The following is a 23,343-nucleotide window of genomic DNA, read 5'->3' as shown; positions in this document are numbered from 1 at the left end:
ACCACAAGGTTGTCAGCTCCTTTAGTTTTTATTTTGTTGCATGGATTCGAATCGGTGGCTGGAGTTCCTGATTTATCATTTCAGCTTTCAGTGGAGTTGGCAGGACACTATAGTAAGCATTAGCCGCTCGTTCATCCACTTCCAGCAGCGGGTCGTCCAGCTGTTGGATTTGGTTGATGAAGGGAACATCCGCATGCTTCCGTACTTTTTTTAGATATTCCTGCCCTGTGGCATTCATCCCAAGGATTCTTACATAGGGTATCTTTTCTAAGGAGAGAAGTGGCTGTGCTTCTTCCGCTGTGTTGTTACATAAGATATGGGTAAACATCCGCTGCAGTCTGGTCCACGTATACCGTTTTGTTTTCATGCCTTCCATTAATTCCTGAAATGAATTTGCTTGTTTGGCTACGCGTTTCAAGCGGTTTTCCAACCCTTCTTCGACGGTGTGGATGGTGCGAAGCTTCTGTTTGCTCATCGTCAAGATGCGATAATGTAAAAAGGGGAAGTAATGATCCCATTGGTGCCACATGTTGGTTTTACGCTTATAATCCACCAGCATCTGTCTCGTACTTTCAGGTAGCGTTCTGGCGGCTTCTTGAGTCATATCCCCGTGCCTTAAAAGCTCCTTCCGGATGCTTGTCGCGCTTGCGATATTCCCGGTTATGTTCTCGTCATGGTAATCATTATTGATTCGTTGGATTGTCGTTGCTTTAACTTCAGAGGCATAGTTCATCAATTGTTTGACATAACTAAAACCAAGTATATTATTCGGTTTCGATAAGTCGACTTCCCCTTCGGTAAGGCCTATCGACCGATAAGCAGACCTTGCAGCTTCCGGGAATGATAGCCCTGCGGATAATCCTTCGTGAAGGTAAGCGTCAAATGTTTCCTGGTTTTCGTTGTAGGCGTCAGCTGCTTCTATAAAGCTTTTTATATTTCCATGTTCACTTCCGAAGCATAAGGCATCAATACCAAGTTCTTTTAATGTCAATATTGCCCCTTTACTGAATAGGTCGCTGTGCTCGACAGCAAACATGGCAGGCAGTTCGACTACTAAATCAATTCCCGATTCAAGTGCTGCCCGGGCTCTGGACCATTTGTCGGTGATGGCAGGTTCGCCTCGTTGCAGAAAGGGTCCGCTCATGACTGCAATCATACAATCCGCATCTGTTTCTTTTTTTGATTGTTCTAAATGATGGAGGTGACCATAATGAAATGGGTTATATTCGACGACTAGTCCGCATGCTTTCATTGACACCGTTCCTTTCATAAAAATTGGTTCTGTTTAAAGCTGATGTTGTCCATAGGGCCGTAAAGTTGAAGACTTGATTTCGAGAAGTTTGTCTGAATAAGGATCCGGCAGGGAACGACTCCCTTTCCGCGGGCATGCGCTGAGCCTCCTCAGACTTCGTCTTCCGGGGCCTCAGCGATCCCGCATTTCCCACAGGACTTTGAATTTTCACCTTGACTTAACCAACGCACGAAGGAAATGCGTAGCATTTACGAGGAGTCTCACCGTTTACCTACGCCCCTAGTCATGGGGAGCCCTCGAAATCAGCTTAACTGTGAAATCATTTTTGAGATTTAACAGAATCAATGGAATAGTAATAAACTTGTTGTATATCCATTATGTACGATAAGGCTATTGTAGCAAAAATAACCAGGCGATGTAGGGTAGCTTATAGAATCACTCTATGATGTTGGAAAAAGACATTGGCCTCTTTATTATAAATGCGTCAAGATAAAGGTTTCAGCTATACACTTTTTCTCTTATTGAAGGGTCCGATTATCTTTAAAAATGGCTGGATGGGAAGGGAAACGGCGAGACTCCCGCGGGAGAAGGGGCTAGGCGAGATCCCGCAGGGCTTTAGCCCGAGGAAGCTTGCCAGATCCCCCGCAGGAAAGCGAGTCGTTTCCCATACCATCCCTTTCCTTTCATAGTAACGGACCCAACTATCTCCAAGCTGAGTCTTCAGCAAACAGATATCATTCGCAAATGCTTAGGGAGATATGTTATTTTAGTAAAAACATATGATCTAATTGAGAAAGGCGAGGAAGGCAGACTATAAAGACTGAGTCGTCCAGTTCATACGCCGATGAACGGTCACCTCCGCTTTTGATTCGGCTAGCTACAGCGGCCAGCGACTTGAGAACTTCCTGCTCCTCCTTACGATAAGTCAACATCGGATCGCTCCGCTCTCCGTGTTTCCTTTATCTCATACGGAGCCGTCCAGTTCCTTCGTCGCTAAGCGGCCGCTTCCGCTTTTGATGTCTGTAAAGAAAATATGTTGACAAAAGGTTAAAATATATTTACAATTACTCTTGTTGCCATGAGGTGATATTTATGAAATTTCCGCTACAAAAACTCAAGCAAGCCGGCGATGAGCCGTTTGTATTTGAAGATGATGTAGATATTAGTGAACTAGAAGAAATGAAGAATGATATTCGCCGCATTGATCCGGTCCATGTGAAAGGGCAGGCTACTATGCAAGGAGAAGAAATCACTTTCCAATTCACCATCGATGGGAAGATGATACTTCCATGTGCCCGCACACTGGTCGATGTAGAATATCCATTTCACGTTGATGCTATTGAAGTCTTTTCCGTTTCCCCTTTTTATGAGGAAGAGGATGAGTCAGAAATTCATCCAGTGGATGGAGAAGTTCTTGACTTGACGCCTTATATAAAGGAAAATGTACTCTTGGAGGTTCCTTTTCGCGTGTTTTCTGAAAAACAGGAAGCATATGATCAGGCACCACAAGAAGGTCAAGGCTGGCAACTGGTCACCGAGGAAGCACAGGAGAAAAAAGTGGATCCTCGAATGGCTAAACTGCAATCATTACTCAATGATAACCAAAACGAAGACTGAGAAAATCCCAATAGAGATTTTCGACGATTGAAGGAGGTGTAGAACATGGCAGTACCAAAGCGAAAAACTTCTAAAAAAGTGAAGAACCAACGTCGTACGCACAAAAAACTTCACGTACCTGGCATGGTGGAATGCTCCAACTGCGGAGAGTACACGAAGCCTCACCATGTTTGCAAATCTTGTGGACACTATGATGGAAAGCAAGTAGTCGAACAATAAGCAAGCAGAAAGGATGTCTGATAATCTCAGGCATCTTTTTTTATAGTATTTCGTAATGTATGAAATCTAATATGACGTATTACAGGAGAGATATCGATGAAGTATGAAACGATTACATATGAAGTGTTTCCTGCAGGATATGCCAGGATAACCTTGAACCGTCCAGAGAAAATGAATGCGGTATCAAAACAGATGACATCTGAGCTCTCTCAGGCACTGACAGAGGCGAAGGAGGCAGAGGGGGTAAAATGTCTGGTCATCACTGGGAGTGGCGACCGTGCTTTTTGTACCGGAGGGGATTTAAAAGATTTACATGGGGATATGAATGCAAGTGAGGCCTTTCAAACTTTATACCCTATGAAAGAAGTTGTCTATCAACTAGCTTCCTTTCCCTTGCCTACCATCGCTTTGCTGAACGGACAGGCACGGGGAGGAGGATGTGAAATAGCAACCGCGTGTGATATCCGCTATGCTGTCAAGGACGCCTCTTATGGCTTCGTTCAGGGTAAATTGGGAATCACCCCGGGTTGGGGCGGCGGAGTTTTATTATATGAAAAAATCCGTCCGGAATATGCTTTTCAATGGCTCATAGAAGCAGAAATGTATGACAGTGACCGTGTGGCGGCCATTGGCTGGGCGCATCGTCTTATTGAAAGGGAAGAACTTGGGAATGTAGAGGATCTGCTTGCAAAATTTCTTGAAAAGTCAGTAGAGCAAATGCGAGTCTGGAAAAAACAATATGATAAAAAACTGTCCATGATATCTTTGTCGCCAGTTATGGATGAAGAAGTACGTACGTGCTCCCGACTATGGGAATCCGAAGAACATAAAGAAGCTGTCAAGCGGTTTATGACTCGCCACTCCTAGGAGATAACTTCTAATTTATTAACTTATTCTATTAAACCTCTGTCTTGCATACATATAAAGCAAACGATAGAGGAGGGATGGAATGGACGTCAATCGACAGGATGCTTGGAAAGAAGATGAAGATTTACTTTTGGCTGAAACGGTCCTTCGCTGCATCCGGCAGGGAAGAACGCAGTTGGAAGCCTTCAGAGAAGTAGCCGATAAACTTTCCCGGACTCCCGCGGCCTGTGGTTTCCGTTGGAATGCGAATGTTCGCAAACACTACCAGCAAGCGATTGAAACGGCTAAAAATGAAAGAAAAAGAAAGCAGCATGTACCAGCATCCGATACGGATGCTCCCATTAATATGTCATTAGACGATGCAATTTCTCTATTGACCCAGATGAAAGAGAAGCAGCATACGGAAGATAATCTTCCGCTCATGGAAGATCGGCTCAAATCTTTATCAGAAGAAAATCAGGCGTTGAAGGCCGCTGTTACCCGTTATCAATCTGCCTGGAAGGAAGTAGAGAAGCTGATGGCATGGGTACAGAAAGATCACAACTTAACGGTATAATGATAATTTTATTGCTGACAAATAATAGAAGCCACGCTATTGGATTACATAGCGCGGCTTATTTTATACTTTAAGGAAGTTCACTTTTGTTTAAGGTTAAAGTATAAGAAAATACGAAGGCTTTTGTTATAAGTACGCGACAAGCCATGTTTTCCTAATACTTATTCGTTGCTTTCACCCGTATCTTTTTCGTTGACCCCTGCAGGCATCCAGATCAACGGATTTTCCCCAAGGTCCCTCTCCATATCATACTGAGCTTTCTGGAAGCCCATTTTCTCCCAAAACCCATGAGATTTGATACGAGGATTCGTTTTGATTGGTAAATTATAGCTTTTTGCAAAGTCTACTAAAGCTTTACCATAACCTTTCCCACGGTAATCCGGCAGCACTTCAAGTTTCCATAGCTCTAAATAATCCTGTGATGGGTCAAAATATTGATCGTATTTCGCATCAACACGATACAAACTCATCCGGGCGATTAAAGCGTTTCCATAATAAATCCCGAAAAAAGGAGACTCACTGTCATTCTCCACAATATTGCTCTGCAGGTCCTCCAGCATAGAAAGCTCCTGATTGCCATATTCTTTGAACCGCTTGAATTCTTCAAGGGTTTTATAATTTACTAATAACCGTTCCACTTTGATTGTTTCTAACATGATGAATTCCCCTTTCTTTTCTCTGTACCTATATTATAATATAAAAATTTTCAGAATGAAATGTACAATTGACTGAACGCTCAATTTTTGGGAAAAATTAGTGCTGTATTTTTCATACTATAAGAAAGTTTAACCTTGTTAAAGGGTTAAAGTATAAGAAAAACTTAGGCTTTCGCCATAAGGACTTGCCGATAAGCCAAGTTTTTCTAAATAGTTTGCTACAATAAATAATAATCATAACAGGGATTGGAGGTGTGGGCGTGGAAATAGGTATCATTGGTGGTGGAGCCGTTGGTTTATTAATGGCTCATTACTTAGGTGAAAGAAACGAGGTAACGTTGTATGTACGGCGGCGTGAACAAATGAAGCTGGTAAATGAGCATGGTGTCGGTTTAGATGGTACTACGGACACGGTAAAGGTAGAAGCTCGGTTCATTAAAGATCTTAGGCACCATGATCTTACCTTTGTATGTGTCAAACAAAATCACATGAAAGGGCTGGTGCCTGTATTAGAGGAAATCGGTGTTGAAGAGACGTTGGTCTTTCTACAAAATGGCATGGGACATCTGGAAAGGGTCCGAAAACTTTCCTCGACAGTAATGGTAGGGGTTACCGAGCATGGAGCGTTGAAGACTGCTGATAACTCCGTACGCCATACTGGAAAAGGTGTGATCAGAATCGCTTCTATGGAAAAGTCAAGCAATGTCGATAGACTCGTGGAGCAGTTGAATCAAGATGAGTTCCCTTTTATAGCAGAGCCGGACTACTACCAGATGCTAGCTAAGAAGCTTGTCGTCAATGCGGTCATCAATCCATTGACTGCTTTATTTGAAGTTCGTAATGGCCAATTGCTGGAGAATCCATTCATCCGTGATCTTGCGATGGGGCTTTGCCAGGAAGCATGCCAGGTACTGAAACTCGACTTTACAGTGGAATGGGAAAATACCGAAAGGGTAGCACGAGCGACAGGCGCAAACTATTCTTCGATGTATAAAGATATCTCCGCATGCCGTCCTTCGGAAATTGAAGCAATCACAGGCTATCTATTAGCCGAAACTGATACACTTCCAATCCATTCCTTTATCTATAAGGCAATCAAAGCGAAAGAATTCGAGAGAAGAAAGGAGGGACACCATGGGTGATGTATTAATTTATATCTATGCTGCTGCGCTTACGATGCCTATTCCTATCTTGTTTGTGTTCTATTTTATCTACCGGAAGATATACCGGCATAAATGGAAGGCGATTCATAAAACAACCAATCTGGCTACATTACTGTTTATCCTATCCGTTGACCTGTTAGCAAGAGTCCTGTTTGATCAATCTTTTTTCGGTTACATTCTATTGCTGCTGCTGCTGATATTGGCAGGAGCGGTCATTATCCAGTACCGGCTTCATGAAGAAGTTGCCTTTAAACGCGCCTGGAAAGGGTTCTGGAGATTTAATTCCTTATTGTTCGGTTTCCTGTATATCGGTCTAAGTATATATGGATTGGCAGGTAAACTCCTCACCTTATAAACATAATATGTGAATTACGCTCTCCTTTTTTGTACAATACAAAAGTATACATAAATAGTTTGAAAAGGAGACCTTCGCATATGCGCATTGATCCAATTGATATAAAAACGAATAACGCTCTCGTCCATGATTATCGTCAATCTATGGAGCGCGTACAGGATAAGTTCCACTATCATCCTTTTCACTCGTCTGTCTTTACAAAGCGGAAAGAAGATTTGAAGGAGCAGTCCTTTAAACGGGATGAGCTGGTACGTGTATTGCATGAAATTAATGGGGAGTGGGGTGCTCCAAGGAGTACTGTAGAGAATATCGACCGGTTAACAGACCCTGAAAGTACGGTCATCATCGGTGGTCAACAGGCAGGGCTGCTTACCGGTCCATTATATTCTGTCCACAAATTGATATCTATCATCTATCTCGCAAAGAAAACGGAAAAAGAGTGTGGGACGCCGGTTATCCCTGTATTTTGGATAGCTGGGGAAGACCATGACTTTGACGAAATTAATCATTTGTTTTTACCAGAAGCAAACCGGATGAAGAAATATCAGGTTGGTCAGGTACCAGATCAAAAAGCTTCCGTGAGTGACTTGAATATGGAGCAAGATAAGGTTGGGGAATGGCTTGATGAACTATTTCGCCAATTAGAAGAAACAGGCTTCACGAAAGACCTGCAACAAGAAATCATACAAGAATTGAGACAGTCTGACAGCTATGTTGACTTTTTTGCGCGCTTGATCTATAAGTTGTTTCGTCAGGAAGGAGTTGTCCTTGTCGACTCCCACCATCCGAAGTTTAGAAAGCTTGAATCTTCCCATTTTAAAGCGATGATCCATAACCAATCGCAAATAACGCAAGGGGTGTACGCGGCCTGGCAGCAAAACATGCAGCAAGGCTATCCCGTGTCACTGGACTGCGATTTATCGGATGCCCATCTGTTTTTACACCAGGACGGGGAAAGGATTCTATTAGTTAAAGGGGAAGACGGCCGCTATTATGGTAAGCAAGAGGAAGTGGCCTTGACGAAAGAAGAATTGCTTGAAATTGCAGACCAGGAACCAGAACGTTTAAGTAATAACGTAGTGACACGGCCGCTGATGCAGGAGATGATGTTTCCTACGCTTGCATTCATTGGGGGGCCGGGTGAAATAAGTTACTGGTCAGTATTGAAGCCTGCTTTTGAAGCACTTGGGCTGAAAATGCCTCCGGTTATACCGCGCCTTTCTTTCTCCTTTATTGATCGTAAAGCATCTAAATATATGGATTACTTTCACTTGAATATGAAACAAGTGATTGAACAGGGGGTTGCGCATGAAAAGACAGCATGGCTGACTTCACAAAGCTATCCGCCGTTAGAAGTAGTCACAGACCAGGTGAAAAAAGAAATCGAACGGATCCATCAGCCATTAAGGGAGAAAGCGGCCGACATCCGGGATGACATTGGGCAGCTGGCAGAAAAGAATCTTGCTTATCTGTTTAAAGATATCGAGTTCCTGGAGCAGCGTATGTCTAAAGCGATAGAAGAAAAACATGCCACCGAGCTGCGCAAGTTCGACTATCTCGACTTACTATTACATCCTGGCGGAGGTCTTCAGGAACGAATGTGGGGAGTACTCCCTTGGATCAACCAGTTTGGATGGGGTGTTTTTGAAGAAATTCTCAATCATGAGATGAGGTTTGAAGAACCCCATTATGGGATTTACTTGTAATATCCCCCACCATTCACCACCCTGCTGTCAAAAAACGTGTAAAAGCTTGATATAATAACAATTCATCGTCGAAAAACAAAGAAGGAATCCTGCTCATTTGAGCAGGATTTTTTTATTTGTGGGGCGAAAGTGTATGTTAATGTGGAGGAAAGTGGGGGAATGTGGTACACTGGATTTATTCAGAAAGTGGGGAAGACTCTATGTTCATGGGCGAATTCCAGCACAACATTGATACGAAAGGAAGAATCATTGTTCCTGCCAAGTTCCGTGAGGGCCTGGGGGATACTTTCGTGCTGACCAGAGGACTGGATCAATGCTTGTTTGCTTACCCAATGACCGAATGGAGGATCCTTGAAGAAAAACTGAAAAAACTCCCACTTACTAAAAAAGACGCCCGCGCCTTCACACGTTTTTTCTTCTCAGGTGCAGTAGAATGCGAAGTGGACAAGCAGGGAAGAGTAAATATCGCACAACCTTTGAGGAATTTCGCAGATCTTGAGAAAGAATGTGTTGTCATCGGTGTCTCTAACCGGATTGAATTCTGGGCGAAGGATAAATGGGAAACCTATTTTGAAGAATCCGAAGAATCCTTTGCGGAGATTGCTGAAAATATGATGGATTTTGATATTTAATTGGAAAAAGAAGCGGGTGATTGGATGTTTGATCATTTTAGTGTATTGAAAAAAGAAGCTGTCGAAGGTTTGCAGGTACAGCCAGATGGTACATACGTCGATTGTACACTTGGAGGAGGCGGACACTCGGAAGCCATTTGTGAGCAGTTAAGCGCAAATGGAAGGTTGATTGCCTTCGACCAGGATGAAATGGCACTTAAGGCAGCTAAAGAGAGGCTTGAACCTCATCAAAACAAAATTACATTTGTCCATGCGAATTTCAGTGAATTAGAACTGCAATTAGAAAAGTTAGGCATCGAACACGTAGATGGCATCCTGTTCGATCTTGGAGTTTCCAGTCCACAGCTGGATGTGAAAGAGCGTGGGTTCAGTTATCAAAACGATGCTCCGCTTGATATGCGGATGAACCAGCAGGATACCTTTTCAGCCTTTCAAGTCATCAATGAGTGGCCTTATGAAAAGCTGGTGAAGATTTTCTTTAAATATGGAGAAGAAAAATTCTCAAAACAAATCGCACGAAAAATAGAAGCAAGACGGGAAGAAAAGCCGATTGAAACTACATTCGAACTCGTCGAGATCATTAAAGATGCTATACCCGCTCCAGCGCGAAGAAAAGGTGGACATCCCGCTAAACGCGTGTTTCAGGCGATCCGGATAGCGGTCAATGATGAGCTTGGGGTGTTCAGTAATGTATTGGATCAGGCGGCCCGTTCCGTTGCAATCGACGGCCGGATTGCAGTGATAACTTTTCATTCTTTAGAAGACAGGATATGTAAACAGGCATTTAAAAAGTGGAGCAGCAATCCACCGATACCTAAAAATATTCCAGTCATACCTGAAGAAAAGAAGCCGCCTTTTAAACTTGTGACTAGAAAACCCATCGTTCCCGATGAATCGGAATTGGAGAATAACCGCAGATCACGATCTGCCAAATTAAGAATCGTAGAGAAAGTGAAAGACTGGACGGAAGAATTCAAAATGGATGAAAGGTGGAAACAATGATGAATGCAGAACAAATAAAACACATACAACACCAGGAGCAGGAACAAACACAAAAACAGGTGAAGGTGAAAGTCCAGAAGAAGAGATGGATTTCAAGAGGAGAGAAATTCCTTTATACGGTGGCAAGTGGAATTGTACTTGCAGCTTCTGTTTTTATGGTACAATTTTCTTCGACGACTGATGCTTTGAACAGGGATGTGCAAAAGTTGGAGCAGCAGGTGAAAGTCCAGAAAACTACCAATGAAAACCTTCAATACGAAGTGAAAGAATTGAGCAACCCGGACCGCATCCTTAAAATTGCTAAGGAAAATGGGCTTAAAATCCAGAACGCTAAAGTTAAACAAGCATCAACCATCGGAAATTAACAAAAAGATTGTGGTGAGCATCTTATGAAGAAGAGCAAGAATACCCAGCGGATGGCTAAAGTGTGGATGTTATTTTTCTCGCTGCTTTTCATGTTATTGGCAGGAAGGTTTTTATACATCCAGACAACAGGGGAAGTGCAGGGAATCGATTTAAACGAGTGGGCGGATAAGAAACGGACAAGCTCTTATCAACTCGATGCGACCCGTGGCCGGATCTTGGACCAGAACGGCATGACGCTGGCTTATGACCGCCCTACTTATAGGCTGTATGCCATTGTGGATGAAGCATTTTCTACGAACCTGGAGGAGCCAAAGCATGTAACCGACCCGGAAAAGACGGCGGAAATGCTGGCTCCTTTATTAGATATGAAAGCAAGTGAAATCGAATCACGTATCGAATCAGGAATTGAAAACGGAAGGTTCCAGGTGGAATTCGGAGCGGCTGGGAAGGATTTATCTCAACAAAAAATGAAAGATATCAAACAATTAGAACTTGCTGGTATCAATTTCATTGAAGAGTCGAAGCGGTATTACCCGAATGGCACGTTCGCCTCCCATATCATCGGCTTTTCACGTCCCCAGGACGGGGAAAGTAAGGGAGTGACAGGTGTTGAAAAACAAATGCAGAAATATCTGCAGGGTAGTCCTGGAAGAATCTCTTATCAGCGCGATAAATATGGCGTGAAGCTGCTTGACCCTAAAGAAGTGATGAAACAGCCGGATGATGGGGACGATGTCATGCTGACAATCGACCAGAAAATCCAGACATTTTTAGAAGACGCCATGGGACAGGTCGAAAAGCAATACAAGCCGAAACGGATCATGGCAACTGTCATGGATCCTGATACCGGGGAAATTCTGGCGCTTGGGAACCGTCCAAGCTACAACCCGAACCAGATCGGTGAAGTGGAGAACTGGTACAACGATATTGTATCCTATCCATTTGAACCTGGCTCGACGATGAAGATTTTCACGTGGGCTGCAGCAATGGAAGAAGGGGTCTATAACGGATCAGAGGAATTCAAATCCGGAAACTATCAGTTTGATGAAGGAAGTCGTCCTATATACGACCATCGCCGTGAAGGGTGGGGAAACATTTCATATGATCAGGGAATGCGTTTTTCCTCCAATGTTGCTGCTGCCAAATTGGCTAAAGAAAAAATCGGTCTGGAAAAATTCCGTCATTATTTGGATGAGTTCGGTTTTGGACAAAAAACGGGTATTGATTTACCTGGAGAAGAAACAGGAAGAATCTTATATGACTGGCCTGTTGAAAAACTGACCACTGCCTTTGGACAGGGTACTACAACTACGCCGATCCAGTTATTGACGGCTGCCAGCGCAGTTGCCAATGATGGGAAAATGATGAAACCTTATGTGCTTTCAAAAGTTTTAGATAGTGAATCAGGAGATGTGAAAAGCGAAAATGAACCGGAAACGATCAGAGAGCCGATTTCTCCGGAAACAGCAAAACAAATGCGTGACTTACTGGGGACTGTAGTTTCAGATGAAGATGCTACCGGCAATGTTTATCAGCTGAATGATTATAGTCTGGCTGGTAAAACCGGTACAGCACAGATTCCTGATTCAGAGACAGGCAGATACATGTCAGGAAAAAATAATTATATCTTTTCATTCTTGGGGATGGCACCTGAGGAGGACCCTGAGCTGCTGATCTATGTTGCAGTCCAGCAGCCTGAACTGGAAGTGACCGAGTATGGACCGGAACCTGTCGCACATATCGTCAAAACAGTGACAGAGAACAGCCTTCATTATCTGGACATCCGGCCGGATCAGGAATCCAAAAAGAAGGTGGATCCAAAAGAACTTCCAGATGTGAAAGGGGATTCCGTCAAGAAGGCGAAAGAGAAGCTTGGAAGTGAGTTCAATAGAGTGACGGTGATTGGTTCGGAAGACGGAAAAGTCGAAAAGGTATACCCGGAAGAAGGGACACCGATTCTTCCTAATCAGCGAATCTTCCTTGTGACGAACAACCCGACCATGCCTGATATAACTGGCTGGTCAGCAAGGGATGTCTTTCATTTTGCAGACATGTTTAATTTGAAAGTAGAAACAATGGGAAATGGGTTTGCGTATAAACAAAGTGCGCCACCTGGTGCGAAAATACAAGACGGGGGTTATTTAGTGGTCGAATTCCAGCCTCCCGGAATGGAAGAGGAAGAAGAGGAAACAGAAGCGGAATCTGAAGATGAAACTGATTCTTCCTCCTGAACGAGCAGTGTTCTAATCGTTTTTTGACTGTCATATAGTGATACAAGCTAAGTCTATGCGCGAAAGGGGCCAAATCGATGAAGCGCGTATCACTCGTAACAGTCAGAAAACGGTTGATCACTGTTTTTATTTTGGCAGCAGTAATATTTTTGATCATTATGACCAGGCTTGGTTATGTCCAATTTGTGCTGGGAGATTTTCTCGTTTCCGATGCGGAAGAATCATGGAGCAGAGACATTACGTTTGAACCAGAGCGAGGAAAAATCCTGGACACGGAAGGGGAAGTATTGGTTGGTAATGTTTCAGCCCCTACCGTGATGGTCGTGCCACGACAGATAAAGGAACCGAAAAAAGCTGCTCAGGAGTTGGCAAGGATTTTGGACATGCCATTGGAAAAAGCTTACCAGCATGTTACGAAAAATATTTCGATCGAAAGAATCCATCCAGAAGGACGAAAGATTTCAGAGGAACAGGCCAAAGCAATCCAAGGGTTACGGATGGAAGGGATATATGTCGCACAGGACTCGAAACGTTACTATCCGAACGGAGAGTTTCTTTCTCATGTGCTTGGCTTCACTGGCATCGATAACCAAGGTCTAATGGGACTGGAAGCTTATTATGATCAAGAATTAAGCGGAAATCCAGGTTACTTATCGTTTTATTCGGATGCGAAAGGAAAGCGTATGCCGAACAAAGCGGATGTTTACGAAGCCCCAAAAGATGGAATGGACTTACAACTCACCATCGACCAACGCGTCCAGACGATAATGGAACGGGAACTGGATATCGCTGTCTCCAAATATGAGCCGGACGGCGCCGTGGCAATTGCTGTCGATCCGAAAACCGGACGTGTGCTTGGGATGTCATCGCGACCTAATTTTCACCCGGAAAATTACCAGGATGTAGACCCTTCCGTGTATAATCGAAATTTACCGGTATGGAGTACATATGAGCCTGGTTCCACATTTAAGATCATCACCCTGGCAGCAGCGTTGGAAGAAAACCTCGTCGATCTGCATAAGGACCACTATCATGATTCTGGCTCTATTAATGTGGATGGAGCTAAGATAAGGTGTTGGAAAAAAGGCGGACATGGCGATCAGACTTTTTTGGAAGTCGTACAAAACTCCTGTAACCCCGGTTTTGTAACATTGGGACAAAAACTTGGTAAAGAAAAACTGTTCAATTACATCGATGATTTCGGATTTGGTGAAAAAACAGGAATAGATCTGCAAGGAGAAGGGAAAGGAATATTGTTCAAGCCCGAAAATGTCGGCCCGGTCGAACTTGCGACCACAGCCTTTGGCCAAGGGGTCTCCGTTACCCCTATCCAGCAAGTGATGGCTGTGGCTGCTGCTGTAAACGGTGGATACTTATATGAACCATATATTCAGGAAGCCTGGAGGGATCCGGTGACAGGCGACATTGTTGAAAAAAATGAGCCAAAAATGAAAAAAAGAATCATTTCCGAAGAAACATCTAAAGAAGTCAGTAAAGCACTCGAGAGCGTCGTCGCTAAAGGATCTGGAAGAGGCGCTTATGTTGAAGGATACCGTGTCGGTGGTAAGACTGGTACCGCTCAGAAGGTAGGCAAAGACGGGAAATATATGAGCAACAATCATATCGTGTCGTTTATTGGGTTTGCCCCTGCTGATGATCCTCAAATTGTCGTTTATTTAGCAGTGGATAATCCCAAGAACACCATCCAATTCGGTGGTGTAGTAGCTGCTCCGCTTGTCGGCAATATCATGGAAGACAGCCTGCGGGCGCTTGGTGTCGAACAAAGAGATGGCGGTCTGGAAAAAGAGTACAAATGGCCGGATCAGCCGATGGTGGAAATGCCTGACCTGATCGGAATGGAGAAAGACGAACTCCCGACTTACCTTGTCGATTTAAACATCGAAGTAAGCGGCGAAGGGGAGAAAGTTATTGAACAGGCGCCAGAGCCTGGGGTAAAGTTAGAAATGGGTTCGCCTGTGCGTGTATACTTAGGTAAATGATAGTTTTCTCCTTTAAGAATATTTACCTTTATTAAAGGATGAAAGAATAGGAAAAAACGAAGGCTTTCGCCCTATGGTCTTGGGGACAAGTCAAGTTTTCCTAATTAAATTTTTTTCTGTCATCGTGAGATGAAGAAACTTTTGCTATAATAGATGAGAATGTGTTTACAGTTAGGATGATAGAAAATGAAGCTACCAGAATTATTGAGACATATACCTTATTTTCAAACAAATAAACCATTGAAGGATATCGAAATTAACGGGGTGGAGATGGACTCCCGGAATGTAAAGGAAGGGGACCTGTTCATCTGTCTCCCCGGGGAACATTTTGATGGCCATGACTTTGCGGACCAGGCGGTGCAGCAGGGAGCATCTGCGATTATCTGTGAACGTCCGCTGAAGGTTTCTATCCCGTATATTGTTGTGCCGGATACGAACAGGGCGATGGGCAGTATAGCCAACGCGTATTATCACTACCCTACCACTTCCATGCAATTGATTGGGATCACCGGTACGAATGGTAAAACGTCAATCAGTTATCTGCTTGATGAAATCTTTCAAATGAACAGACATCAAACCGGCTTGATCGGCACGATCCAAATGAAAATAAATGAGTCGGTGTATCCTGTTAAGAATACGACACCAGACTCTTTGTTTTTGCAAAAAAGTTTTCATGAGATGAAGGAAAGAAATGTGGACACTGCGGTTATGGAAGTGTCTTCTCATGCATTGGATAAAGGCCGGGTCCATGGCTGTGATTTTGATGTAGCGGTTTTTACAAACCTGAGTCAGGACCATTTGGATTATCATGGGAATATGGATGAATACCTCCATGCTAAATCGCTATTGTTCGCTCAACTGGGCAATACCTTCAATCCGGAGAAACCTAAATTCGCCATCATCAATGAGGACGATCCTGCAGCCGACGTCATGAAGCGAAGTACTGCCCAGCCGGTTCTTAGTTATGGCATTCAAAAAGAAGCTGCAATTATGGCTGAGAATCTTCAATTACATGAAAAAGGCACAACCTTTACATTGAACACTCCGGAAGGCGAGGTCACCATCAACAGCAGTTTGATGGGTAAATTCAATGTTTATAATATGCTGGGCGCAGCAGGCGCAGCTATCGCCTCCGGGGTGAAACTGGATGTTATCAAGCAAGCGCTGGAAGCTACCAAAGGTGTGCGCGGGCGTTTTGAGCCTGTGGAAGAAGGGCAGCCCTTCGGTGTAGTCGTCGATTATGCCCATACACCCGACTCCCTTCATAATGTCCTGCAGACGATGCAGGAGTTCTGTCGGGGCAAAGTAAGGGTAGTTGTTGGCTGCGGTGGAGACCGTGACCGTACGAAGCGTCCGTTAATGGCTGATGTAGCGATGGAATTTGGTGACCATGCTATTTTCACTTCCGATAACCCTAGAACAGAGCCTCCAGAGCAGATCCTCGATGATATGGTGGAGCATCTGGAAGCAGGAGGATATGACAGAATCGTGGACCGTAAGGAAGCGATTCGATTTGCTGTGGAAAAAGCACAGCCAGGGGATATGATTTTAATTGCCGGCAAAGGGCATGAGACCTATCAGGACATTAACGGCAAACGATACGAGTTTGATGACCGTGAAATAGCACGAGAACTTTTAAAGCAGCTAAAGGAGAGTAAATGATGTTATTTGCTGTAAACGAATTGAATGATTTATTCCCGGAGTCCAAAGGGGCAGTAAATGATCGTATTCCATTACGTCATGTAATGACAGATTCAAGAAAAGATCTGAAGCAGAGCATTTTCGTTCCGATTGTCGGCGAAAACTTCGATGCCCATGAGTTCCTCAAACAAGCGATTGAAAATGGTGCTGTCGCATCGATATGGCAGAAAGACAGGGAAATACCTCGGTATGTACCGACGGATTTCCCGTTATTTTTTGTCGACGATACTTTGGCTGCTCTGCAGGCGATGGCAGTACTCTATTTAGAAAAAGTCGACCCGATTGTTATCGGTGTGACCGGCTCAAATGGAAAAACGACTACGAAGGATTTAACGGCAGCTGTCATGGGCACTAAATTCCGCACCCATAAAACAGCTGGGAATTTTAATAATCACATCGGTTTGCCATTGACTATTTTTGCTATGCCTGAACATACAGAAGTGGCCGTCCTGGAAATGGGTATGAGCCAGGCTGGGGAAATCGAAGTGCTGAGCCATTTAGCGAAGCCGGATTATGCAATCATTACAAATATCGGCGAATCTCATATTGAATATTTAGGAAGCCGGGAGGGGATTGCTAAGGCAAAGCTGGAAATAAAAGCAGGGCTTAAGAACGAAGGGGCCTTGATTTTTGATGGAGACGAACCTTTGCTTAGAGAAGAATTAAAGGATGAGAACAATTGGGGGTGCGGGATGGAGCCTCAGAATCGTTCCCGTATCGAAGACCTTGAATTGACAGATCAAAACAGCCGTTTTTCTATTGCTGGCATCAACTATGAATTACCGCTTGCCGGGAAGCATAATGTTAAAAATGCAAGCTTCGTCATTACCCTTGCTCGTCTTTTGGATATTTCACCAGAACAGATCCAACAAGGATTAAACGATATAGAAGTGACAGGCATGCGTTTCGAAAGACTAAAAGGAAAGCACGGCTCTTTGATCATTAATGATGCGTATAATGCTTCTCCCACCTCGATGAAAGCTGTCATCGAAGTAATCAAGGGAATGAAAGAAAAGACGCACAAAGTGCTTGTTCTTGGTGATATTTATGAGCTTGGCACACACGCGAAACAAATGCACCGGTCTGTGGCAGAAGTGATTGATGACACAATCGCTGCTGTATTTACGTATGGAGAAGATGCCAATCAAATCAGTATAGCCGCTAAACAAAAAAATCCTAAAATAAAAACGGACCATTTCACCGATAAGCAAAAGCTGCAGCAAATGGTCGAAAAAGAACTGGGCGAGGATACAGTCATTCTGGTAAAAGCATCCCGAGGTGTAGAACTGGAAACAATTATCGAGCCCTTGATAGAAAAGTAACGGACGGGAACTGTCGTAAAGGAGGAACAACAAATGAACGATTTTGTACTATTAATCACCATAGCAGTCGCATTTTTAATCACCGTCCTGATCTCACCGGTATTCATCCCTTTTCTACGCAGATTGAAATTTGGTCAGAGTATTCGGGAAGAAGGACCAGAAAGCCATCAAAAAAAATCCGGAACACCTACCATGGGAGGGTTGATGGTATTATTTTCTGTTAGTATCACAACCTTGATCATGGCAGCAAAATTCAATCCCAACCCGATGAGTTTTGAAGTCTTTTTACTTTTATTCGTATTGATCGGGTATGGATTGATCGGCTTTTTAGATGACTTTATCAAAGTCGTCATGAAACGGAATCTTGGCTTGACCTCCAAGCAGAAACTACTGGCACAATTAGTCATTGCTGTTGTGGTTTACATGATTCTAAGACAGCATGACTTTCCGACATACATAGCTGTTCCGGCTACTGATATTCAGTTGGACCTCGGACTGCTTTACCCGGTATTGATCCTCGTCATGCTGGTAGGTGCTTCGAATGCTGTTAACCTGACAGATGGTCTCGACGGGCTGCTCGCAGGAACGGCTGCTTTAGCTTTCGGTGCTTTTGCCATTCTTGCATGGACGGGTAATCCACAATTTGAAATCACGATATTTTCATTGGCTATTGTTGGGGCACTGCTGGGATTTTTGGTATTCAACGCACATCCTGCTAAAGTATTCATGGGAGACACCGGTTCACTGGCATTGGGTGGAGCGATCGCTATAGTAGCAATTCTTACCAAACTGGAAATATTACTTGTCATCATCGGTGGCGTGTTTGTTATCGAAACCTTATCCGTTATCATTCAAGTCATATCTTTTAAAACTACAGGCAAGCGGGTATTCCGTATGAGTCCGCTTCATCACCATTATGAATTGAAAGGCTGGTCGGAATGGCGTGTAGTGACGTCTTTCTGGCTGCTCGGTCTTGTGTTTGCAATGCTAGGAATCTATATTGAGGTGTGGTTAGGTTGAAACGACTAGAAGACTTTACGTATCATCATGCACTAATTTTAGGACTCGCTAAAAGCGGAACAGCTGCTGCTAAGCTGTTATTGGATAGCGGTATTTCTGTCCGTATCAATGATTATAAAGCTAACCCGGAGGATCCGGTCGTACAGGAGCTAAAAGAGGCAGGCGCCGAAATTATCCTTGGCGGCCATCCTGTTTCAGCACTGGATGGAATCGATGTCATGATCAAAAATCCTGGCATTCCATATGACAACAGCCTGATAGCTGAAGCGGAGGAGCGCGGGCTGCCGATCATCACGGAAGTAGAACTTGCCGGTATCCTTCATAAAGGACCGATGATTGGGATTACGGGTTCCAATGGAAAAACCACTACCACTACCCTGACCCATGAAATGTTATTGAAAAGCGGCAAGCAGTCAAGTATCGCTGGTAATATCGGAGAAGTGTCGTGTGAAGTAGCCAGGCAGACGAATGATCAAGACCCGTTGGTTATTGAATTGTCATCTTTCCAATTGATGGGCATTGAGCGTTTCCGGCCTACTGTTGCCGTATTATTGAATATATATGAAGCCCACCTGGACTATCATAAAACATTAGAGAACTATCAACAGGCGAAAGCGCAAATTTTCAAAAACCAGTCTAAGGAAGATTTTCTCGTTTTTAATTACGATGATCCGACGATTGCTAAGTTTATAGGCGAAGCAAACGCACAGCTTATCCCTTTTTCTACAAAACAGAAACTTGATAAGGGCGCGTATGCGGATGAAGAATATATCTATTACAACGGCGAGCCAATCATCAAGCGGGACGAGGTTGTTCTTGTCGGGGAACATAATATGGAAAATATTTTGGCAGCAGTAGCTGCTGCTAAATTGAATGGTGCCACCAATGAAGGAATAACAAACGTGTTGACAAGCTTCAAAGGTGTTCCGCACCGTTTAGAGTTTGTAGACAACATTGAAGGCAGACTGTTCTATAACGATTCGAAAGCTACAAATATTCTCGCTACCTCGAAAGCGTTAAGTTCTTTTAAACAGCCGGTGATTCTTTTGGCAGGCGGTCTTGACCGGGGAAATGATTTTGATGAATTAGTTCCTTTTTTAGACCATGTCAAAGCGATGGTTGTGTTCGGCGAAACAGCCGATAAAATCCAGCAGGCTGGAGAACAGGCTGGTATAACAGCAATTAAAAAAGTCGATAATGTGGAACAAGCAGCACAGACAGCTTATGAACTATCCGAAAATAAGGACGTCATCCTCTTGTCTCCAGCTTGCGCAAGCTGGGATCAATACCGTACTTTTGAAGAAAGAGGGCATATGTATGTCCAAGCTGTGCATAAGCTGAAGTAGGGGCTTGTTCCGCAGTAAAAGCCCCATTTTCCAATTTTAGTTGGAGGAGGGGTTTTTTCTTTGCATAAGACGAGTAATCCTAAAACAATGCCGGATATCCTATTGATGGTCGGAATCCTTTCTTTACTGACGATAGGAGTCATCATGGTATACAGTTCATCCAGTATATGGGCGACCTATAAATTCAACGATTCATTTTTCTTTGCGAAACGCCAGATTCTATTTGCAGGTGTCGGGGTCCTGGCGATGTTTTTTATTGCAAGAATACCTTATTTATTCTGGAGGACCCATGCAAAAAAACTCTTAATTATCTGTTTTGTTTTTTTAATAGCGGTATTGATCCCTGGGGTCGGTATGGTCAGAGGAGGGGCGCAAAGCTGGATTGGAGTCGGTGCTTTCAGTATCCAGCCGTCTGAATTCATGAAGCTCGGTTTGATTATATTTTTAGCTAAGTTCTTATCGGAACGGCAAAAATACATCACTTCTTTTCAGCAAGGGTTTTTGCCTGCCTTGAGTCTGGTAATGGTGGCATTTGCACTGATTATGCTGCAGCCGGATTTAGGAACCGGGGTTGTACTTGTGGGCACTTGCATGCTGATGATTTTTGTGGCTGGCGCCAGATGGGCGCATTTCATCGGGTTAGGTCTGCTTGGGCTGGCTGGTTTTGTTGGATTGATTGCATCTGCTCCTTACCGGATCAAACGAATAACTGCCTTCCTGAATCCCTGGGAAGATCCATTAGGCAGTGGCTTTCAAATCATTCAATCTTTATATGCGATTGGCCCTGGCGGTTTAATGGGGCTTGGGCTTGGCCAGAGTCTGCAGAAATTCTTTTACCTTCCTGAGCCCCAGACAGATTTCATTTTTGCTATTTTAGCGGAAGAGTTAGGATTTCTTGGTGGCGCCTTTGTCCTGCTGTTATTTCTGCTTATTCTGTGGAGAGGAATAAGGGTAGCCCTTTATGCTCCTGACTTATATGGGAGTCTGCTTGCGCTCGGCATCATCGGCATGATATCAATCCAGGTGATGATCAATATCAGTGTTGTGACAGGTCTCATTCCTGTCACGGGCATCACACTTCCGTTTTTAAGCTATGGCGGATCGTCTTTGACCTTAACGCTATGTTCTGTAGGTATCCTGCTAAGCGTCAGCAGATACTCGAAACTTTAATCATTTGCTGATACAGAGTAACGGGTCCAGGAAAATAGGTCGCTTCCCGTCTCGCCCGCGGAAAGCTTTCTGTTTTCCCTGCCCGCCCTCACTACTTATGGCAATCGAGTGGTATACTTTTCCCGTTGTAGTTAATTTTAATTTTATAAATCAAGAAATTTTCGTAGCAGTAAAGAAATTTGTCAATGACAGTCAAATTTACATGACATAAGCCGTACTATGTGAACGGGCATAGTTTCGGCTTTTTTTGTTCGGAGAGTCTTAATTACCACTCAATATGGTGAATCTTTAAAAAATATCAAGTTTTTAACACTAAGAGTCACAAAACTTGTTCTAACATGATAAAATGGAGGGGCAGATAAATGTTTAAATAAACTTTCAAGCGGGTACATTCAAACGGGTTTGGGCTCAAATCAGGTAAACCAGTTGGTTAGGTTGCATCTACCGATAACTTCTTAACTCGAGTGACCCGATGCTTTTTCTTGAAGGATTGAAACCAGAGGGGTCTGAGTAACAATTGTTTCCAATTGTTAGAAACAACGGAAGATAGTTGAAAGGTAATGTATGATAGGAACATAAGGTCAAAAAACATTTTTCCTACATAACAACTGTCTTTCATTATATTGAACGATGTTAAGGGGAAATCACCATTATGGAGAAAAAGAATATTGTGTCCATTGAAGATCGCATTCCGAAGTTGAAGCAGGCTCGGAAGAAAAAAGCGAACAGACGCTTGATCTTTTACCTAACAATTTTGTTTTTATTGATTGCGATAGTGGTCTACTTGCAGTCCCCCCTTAGCCATGTAAAGAATATCAAGGTCAGTGGAAATGTCCATGTTACAGACGAAGAGGTCAGGGAGATGAGCCATGTCTCTGGAGACGAGAACTTTTGGCAAGTGGATAAACAACAAATCCAAACTAGTGTAAAGGCCCATCCAGAAGTAAATGAAGCAAGTGTGTCTCGTAACTTTCCAAATACCATCCAAATCAAGGTGGATGAATTTGACCGGGTCGGGTATGTGAAGCTGGATGGCAGCTATTATCCTATCCTGGAAAATGGGACACGCCTGGAATCCTATGAGCTTCATGTTACAAACGGCGATGCTCCACTTTTGATTGGCTTCGATAAAGCTACTTACCTGGAAGAGATGTCCAAAGAACTGAGGGCACTCCCAGCCAGTATAGCCAGGCTGATATCTGAAATTCACTGGACGCCGACCGATGATAATCCATTTCAAATCAAACTTTATATGAATGATGGATATGAAGTACAGGGGACGATCCGGAACTTTTCTAAAAAAATGAGAGCATACCCTTCAATCGTGACTCAGTTAGGTCCGGAAGATAAAGGGATCATCCATATTGATGTGGGTGCTTACTTTGAAGCTTATTCAACATCTGAACAAGAATCATCAGAAGATGAAGAAGGCGCTCAAGCAGAGCCAGAGGAGAATGAAAATGAAACTCAAGGGTAAGCATGTCATTCTCGCTTTCGTTCTCTTGGCAACGGGATTCTTAGTATCTTATAGTTATACACAGGCCGATACAGAGTCCCAAATGGTTAAACTGACCGAGCGCACGTGGGAAAAGGAATATTTTTACCGGAAACAGCTCCTTGATTTAGAGGAAAAGAACAAAGAGCTTCGGGAGGAACTACAAGGCAAAACAGAAAAAATTCAGCAATTTGAAAACAATTTGGCATCAAGCGAACGACAGATCGCAGATTTTGTAGAACGGAAGAAAAAACTTCAGCTGCTTACCGGAGAGCTGCCAGTAGAAGGGCCAGGAATGAAGGTAACCCTCAGGGATGCGGAATATATCCCCGATGAAGCGCATGCGAACAATTATATTGTGCATGAGCCTCATATCCATAAAGTGGTCAATGAGCTAAAGAGTGCTGGAGCTAAAGCAATAGCTATCAACGGCCAGCGATATCTCAGCAACAGTTATTTTGCTTGTACAGGCCCAGTCATTACAGTGGATGGAACACAGCATCCCGCTCCATTTGTCATTTCTGCGATCGGCGATCCGGAAGTGCTGTTTTCCAGTTTCTCATTGAAAAATGGGGTTGTCGATCAGCTGGTCGCTGACAATATTGAAGTAGAGCTGGAAAAGTCGGAGGCTATTCAGATGGATGCAAGACTTTCCAGTGAAGGGTGA

The 23,343-nt window shown here is 43.6% G+C and carries 21 protein-coding genes; 19 read left to right on the top strand and 2 right to left on the bottom strand.

Going from position 1 to position 23,343, the window contains the following annotated elements:
* Nucleotides 1-28: 28 nt before the first annotated feature.
* A complete protein-coding gene (locus tag ACGTN9_RS08605; protein ID WP_499591923.1) occupies nucleotides 29-1,270 on the bottom strand; it encodes a nucleotidyltransferase in 1,242 nt (413 codons plus the stop codon).
* 1,074 nt (nucleotides 1,271-2,344) lie between these two features.
* On the opposite strand from ACGTN9_RS08605, the gene ACGTN9_RS08600 reads away from it, so the two are divergent.
* From ACGTN9_RS08600 to ACGTN9_RS08585, 4 genes are all read left to right on the top strand, one after another.
* Nucleotides 2,345-2,869, top strand: coding sequence for a YceD family protein (locus ACGTN9_RS08600; protein WP_499591922.1), 525 nt, complete (start codon nucleotides 2,345-2,347; stop codon nucleotides 2,867-2,869).
* A gap of 45 nt (nucleotides 2,870-2,914) precedes the next feature.
* Nucleotides 2,915-3,088 carry a 50S ribosomal protein L32 gene (gene rpmF / locus ACGTN9_RS08595; protein ID WP_028782672.1) on the top strand — a complete coding sequence of 58 codons (174 nt, stop codon included), beginning with the start codon at nucleotides 2,915-2,917 and terminating at the stop codon, nucleotides 3,086-3,088.
* 96 nt (nucleotides 3,089-3,184) lie between these two features.
* Entirely contained in the window at nucleotides 3,185-3,955 is a 771-nt protein-coding gene (locus tag ACGTN9_RS08590; RefSeq protein ID WP_499591921.1) for an enoyl-CoA hydratase/isomerase family protein, read from the top strand.
* Nucleotides 3,956-4,037: 82 nt separating this feature from the next.
* A complete protein-coding gene (locus ACGTN9_RS08585) occupies nucleotides 4,038-4,511 on the top strand; it encodes an RsfA family transcriptional regulator (protein WP_499591920.1) in 474 nt (157 codons plus the stop codon).
* A gap of 161 nt (nucleotides 4,512-4,672) precedes the next feature.
* On the opposite strand, the gene ACGTN9_RS08580 is transcribed toward ACGTN9_RS08585, so the two are convergent.
* Entirely contained in the window at nucleotides 4,673-5,167 is a 495-nt protein-coding gene (locus ACGTN9_RS08580) for an N-acetyltransferase (RefSeq protein ID WP_499591919.1), read from the bottom strand.
* Between the two features lie 260 nt (nucleotides 5,168-5,427).
* Here ACGTN9_RS08580 and ACGTN9_RS08575 point away from each other — a divergent pair, with 260 nt between their 5' ends.
* The 15 genes from ACGTN9_RS08575 (at nucleotide 5,428) to ACGTN9_RS08505 (ending at nucleotide 23,343) form a co-directional block, all read left to right on the top strand.
* Nucleotides 5,428-6,309 (top strand): 2-dehydropantoate 2-reductase, encoded by an 882-nt coding sequence (locus tag ACGTN9_RS08575; RefSeq protein WP_499591918.1) that lies wholly within the window; start codon nucleotides 5,428-5,430, stop codon nucleotides 6,307-6,309.
* The gene (locus ACGTN9_RS08570) at nucleotides 6,302-6,685 is read left to right on the top strand and encodes a DUF3397 domain-containing protein (RefSeq protein WP_499591917.1); all 384 of its coding nucleotides are present in this window, start codon (nucleotides 6,302-6,304) and stop codon (nucleotides 6,683-6,685) included. Before ACGTN9_RS08575 ends, ACGTN9_RS08570 begins: the two co-directional genes overlap by 8 nt.
* 80 nt (nucleotides 6,686-6,765) lie before the next feature.
* On the top strand, nucleotides 6,766-8,391 hold the full coding sequence (gene bshC, locus ACGTN9_RS08565; RefSeq protein WP_499591916.1) for a bacillithiol biosynthesis cysteine-adding enzyme BshC: 1,626 nt from the start codon (nucleotides 6,766-6,768) through the stop codon (nucleotides 8,389-8,391).
* A 200-nt stretch (nucleotides 8,392-8,591) separates the two neighbouring features.
* Nucleotides 8,592-9,023: a division/cell wall cluster transcriptional repressor MraZ gene (gene mraZ, locus ACGTN9_RS08560; RefSeq protein WP_499591915.1), complete on the top strand. Its 432-nt coding sequence runs from the start codon at nucleotides 8,592-8,594 to the stop codon at nucleotides 9,021-9,023.
* A 24-nt stretch (nucleotides 9,024-9,047) separates the two neighbouring features.
* On the top strand, nucleotides 9,048-10,025 hold the full coding sequence (rsmH, locus tag ACGTN9_RS08555) for a 16S rRNA (cytosine(1402)-N(4))-methyltransferase RsmH (protein ID WP_499591914.1): 978 nt from the start codon (nucleotides 9,048-9,050) through the stop codon (nucleotides 10,023-10,025).
* The gene (ftsL, locus tag ACGTN9_RS08550; RefSeq protein ID WP_499591913.1) at nucleotides 10,025-10,390 is read left to right on the top strand and encodes a cell division protein FtsL; all 366 of its coding nucleotides are present in this window, start codon (nucleotides 10,025-10,027) and stop codon (nucleotides 10,388-10,390) included. Before rsmH ends, ftsL begins: the two co-directional genes overlap by 1 nt.
* Nucleotides 10,391-10,414: 24 nt before the next feature.
* The gene (locus ACGTN9_RS08545; protein ID WP_499591912.1) at nucleotides 10,415-12,622 is read left to right on the top strand and encodes a penicillin-binding protein; all 2,208 of its coding nucleotides are present in this window, start codon (nucleotides 10,415-10,417) and stop codon (nucleotides 12,620-12,622) included.
* A gap of 77 nt (nucleotides 12,623-12,699) precedes the next feature.
* Nucleotides 12,700-14,622, top strand: coding sequence for a stage V sporulation protein D (locus tag ACGTN9_RS08540; RefSeq protein ID WP_499591911.1), 1,923 nt, complete (start codon nucleotides 12,700-12,702; stop codon nucleotides 14,620-14,622).
* Between the two features lie 186 nt (nucleotides 14,623-14,808).
* A complete protein-coding gene (locus ACGTN9_RS08535) occupies nucleotides 14,809-16,284 on the top strand; it encodes a UDP-N-acetylmuramoyl-L-alanyl-D-glutamate--2,6-diaminopimelate ligase (RefSeq protein WP_499591910.1) in 1,476 nt (491 codons plus the stop codon).
* Entirely contained in the window at nucleotides 16,284-17,645 is a 1,362-nt protein-coding gene (locus ACGTN9_RS08530) for a UDP-N-acetylmuramoyl-tripeptide--D-alanyl-D-alanine ligase (RefSeq protein ID WP_499591909.1), read from the top strand. The genes ACGTN9_RS08535 and ACGTN9_RS08530 overlap by 1 nt, the downstream gene beginning before the upstream one ends.
* Nucleotides 17,646-17,678: 33 nt before the next feature.
* Nucleotides 17,679-18,665, top strand: a complete 987-nt coding sequence (gene mraY / locus ACGTN9_RS08525; protein ID WP_499591908.1) for a phospho-N-acetylmuramoyl-pentapeptide-transferase — start codon at nucleotides 17,679-17,681, stop codon at nucleotides 18,663-18,665.
* Complete coding sequence (gene murD / locus ACGTN9_RS08520; protein WP_499591907.1) at nucleotides 18,662-20,011, top strand: UDP-N-acetylmuramoyl-L-alanine--D-glutamate ligase; 1,350 nt, start codon at nucleotides 18,662-18,664, stop codon at nucleotides 20,009-20,011. The genes mraY and murD overlap by 4 nt, the downstream gene beginning before the upstream one ends.
* An 87-nt stretch (nucleotides 20,012-20,098) precedes the next feature.
* Nucleotides 20,099-21,181: a stage V sporulation protein E gene (gene spoVE / locus ACGTN9_RS08515; protein ID WP_499591941.1), complete on the top strand. Its 1,083-nt coding sequence runs from the start codon at nucleotides 20,099-20,101 to the stop codon at nucleotides 21,179-21,181.
* 652 nt (nucleotides 21,182-21,833) lie between these two features.
* Nucleotides 21,834-22,658: a cell division protein FtsQ/DivIB gene (locus ACGTN9_RS08510; protein WP_499591906.1), complete on the top strand. Its 825-nt coding sequence runs from the start codon at nucleotides 21,834-21,836 to the stop codon at nucleotides 22,656-22,658.
* Nucleotides 22,642-23,343, top strand: a complete 702-nt coding sequence (locus ACGTN9_RS08505; protein ID WP_499591905.1) for a DUF881 domain-containing protein — start codon at nucleotides 22,642-22,644, stop codon at nucleotides 23,341-23,343. Before ACGTN9_RS08510 ends, ACGTN9_RS08505 begins: the two co-directional genes overlap by 17 nt.

Origin of the sequence: Halobacillus sp. B23F22_5 (genome assembly GCF_043497085.1) — a bacterium.
Classification (GTDB): Bacteria; Bacillota; Bacilli; order Bacillales; family Halobacillaceae; genus Thalassobacillus.
This window is presented reverse-complemented; position numbering and strand designations above follow the sequence as displayed.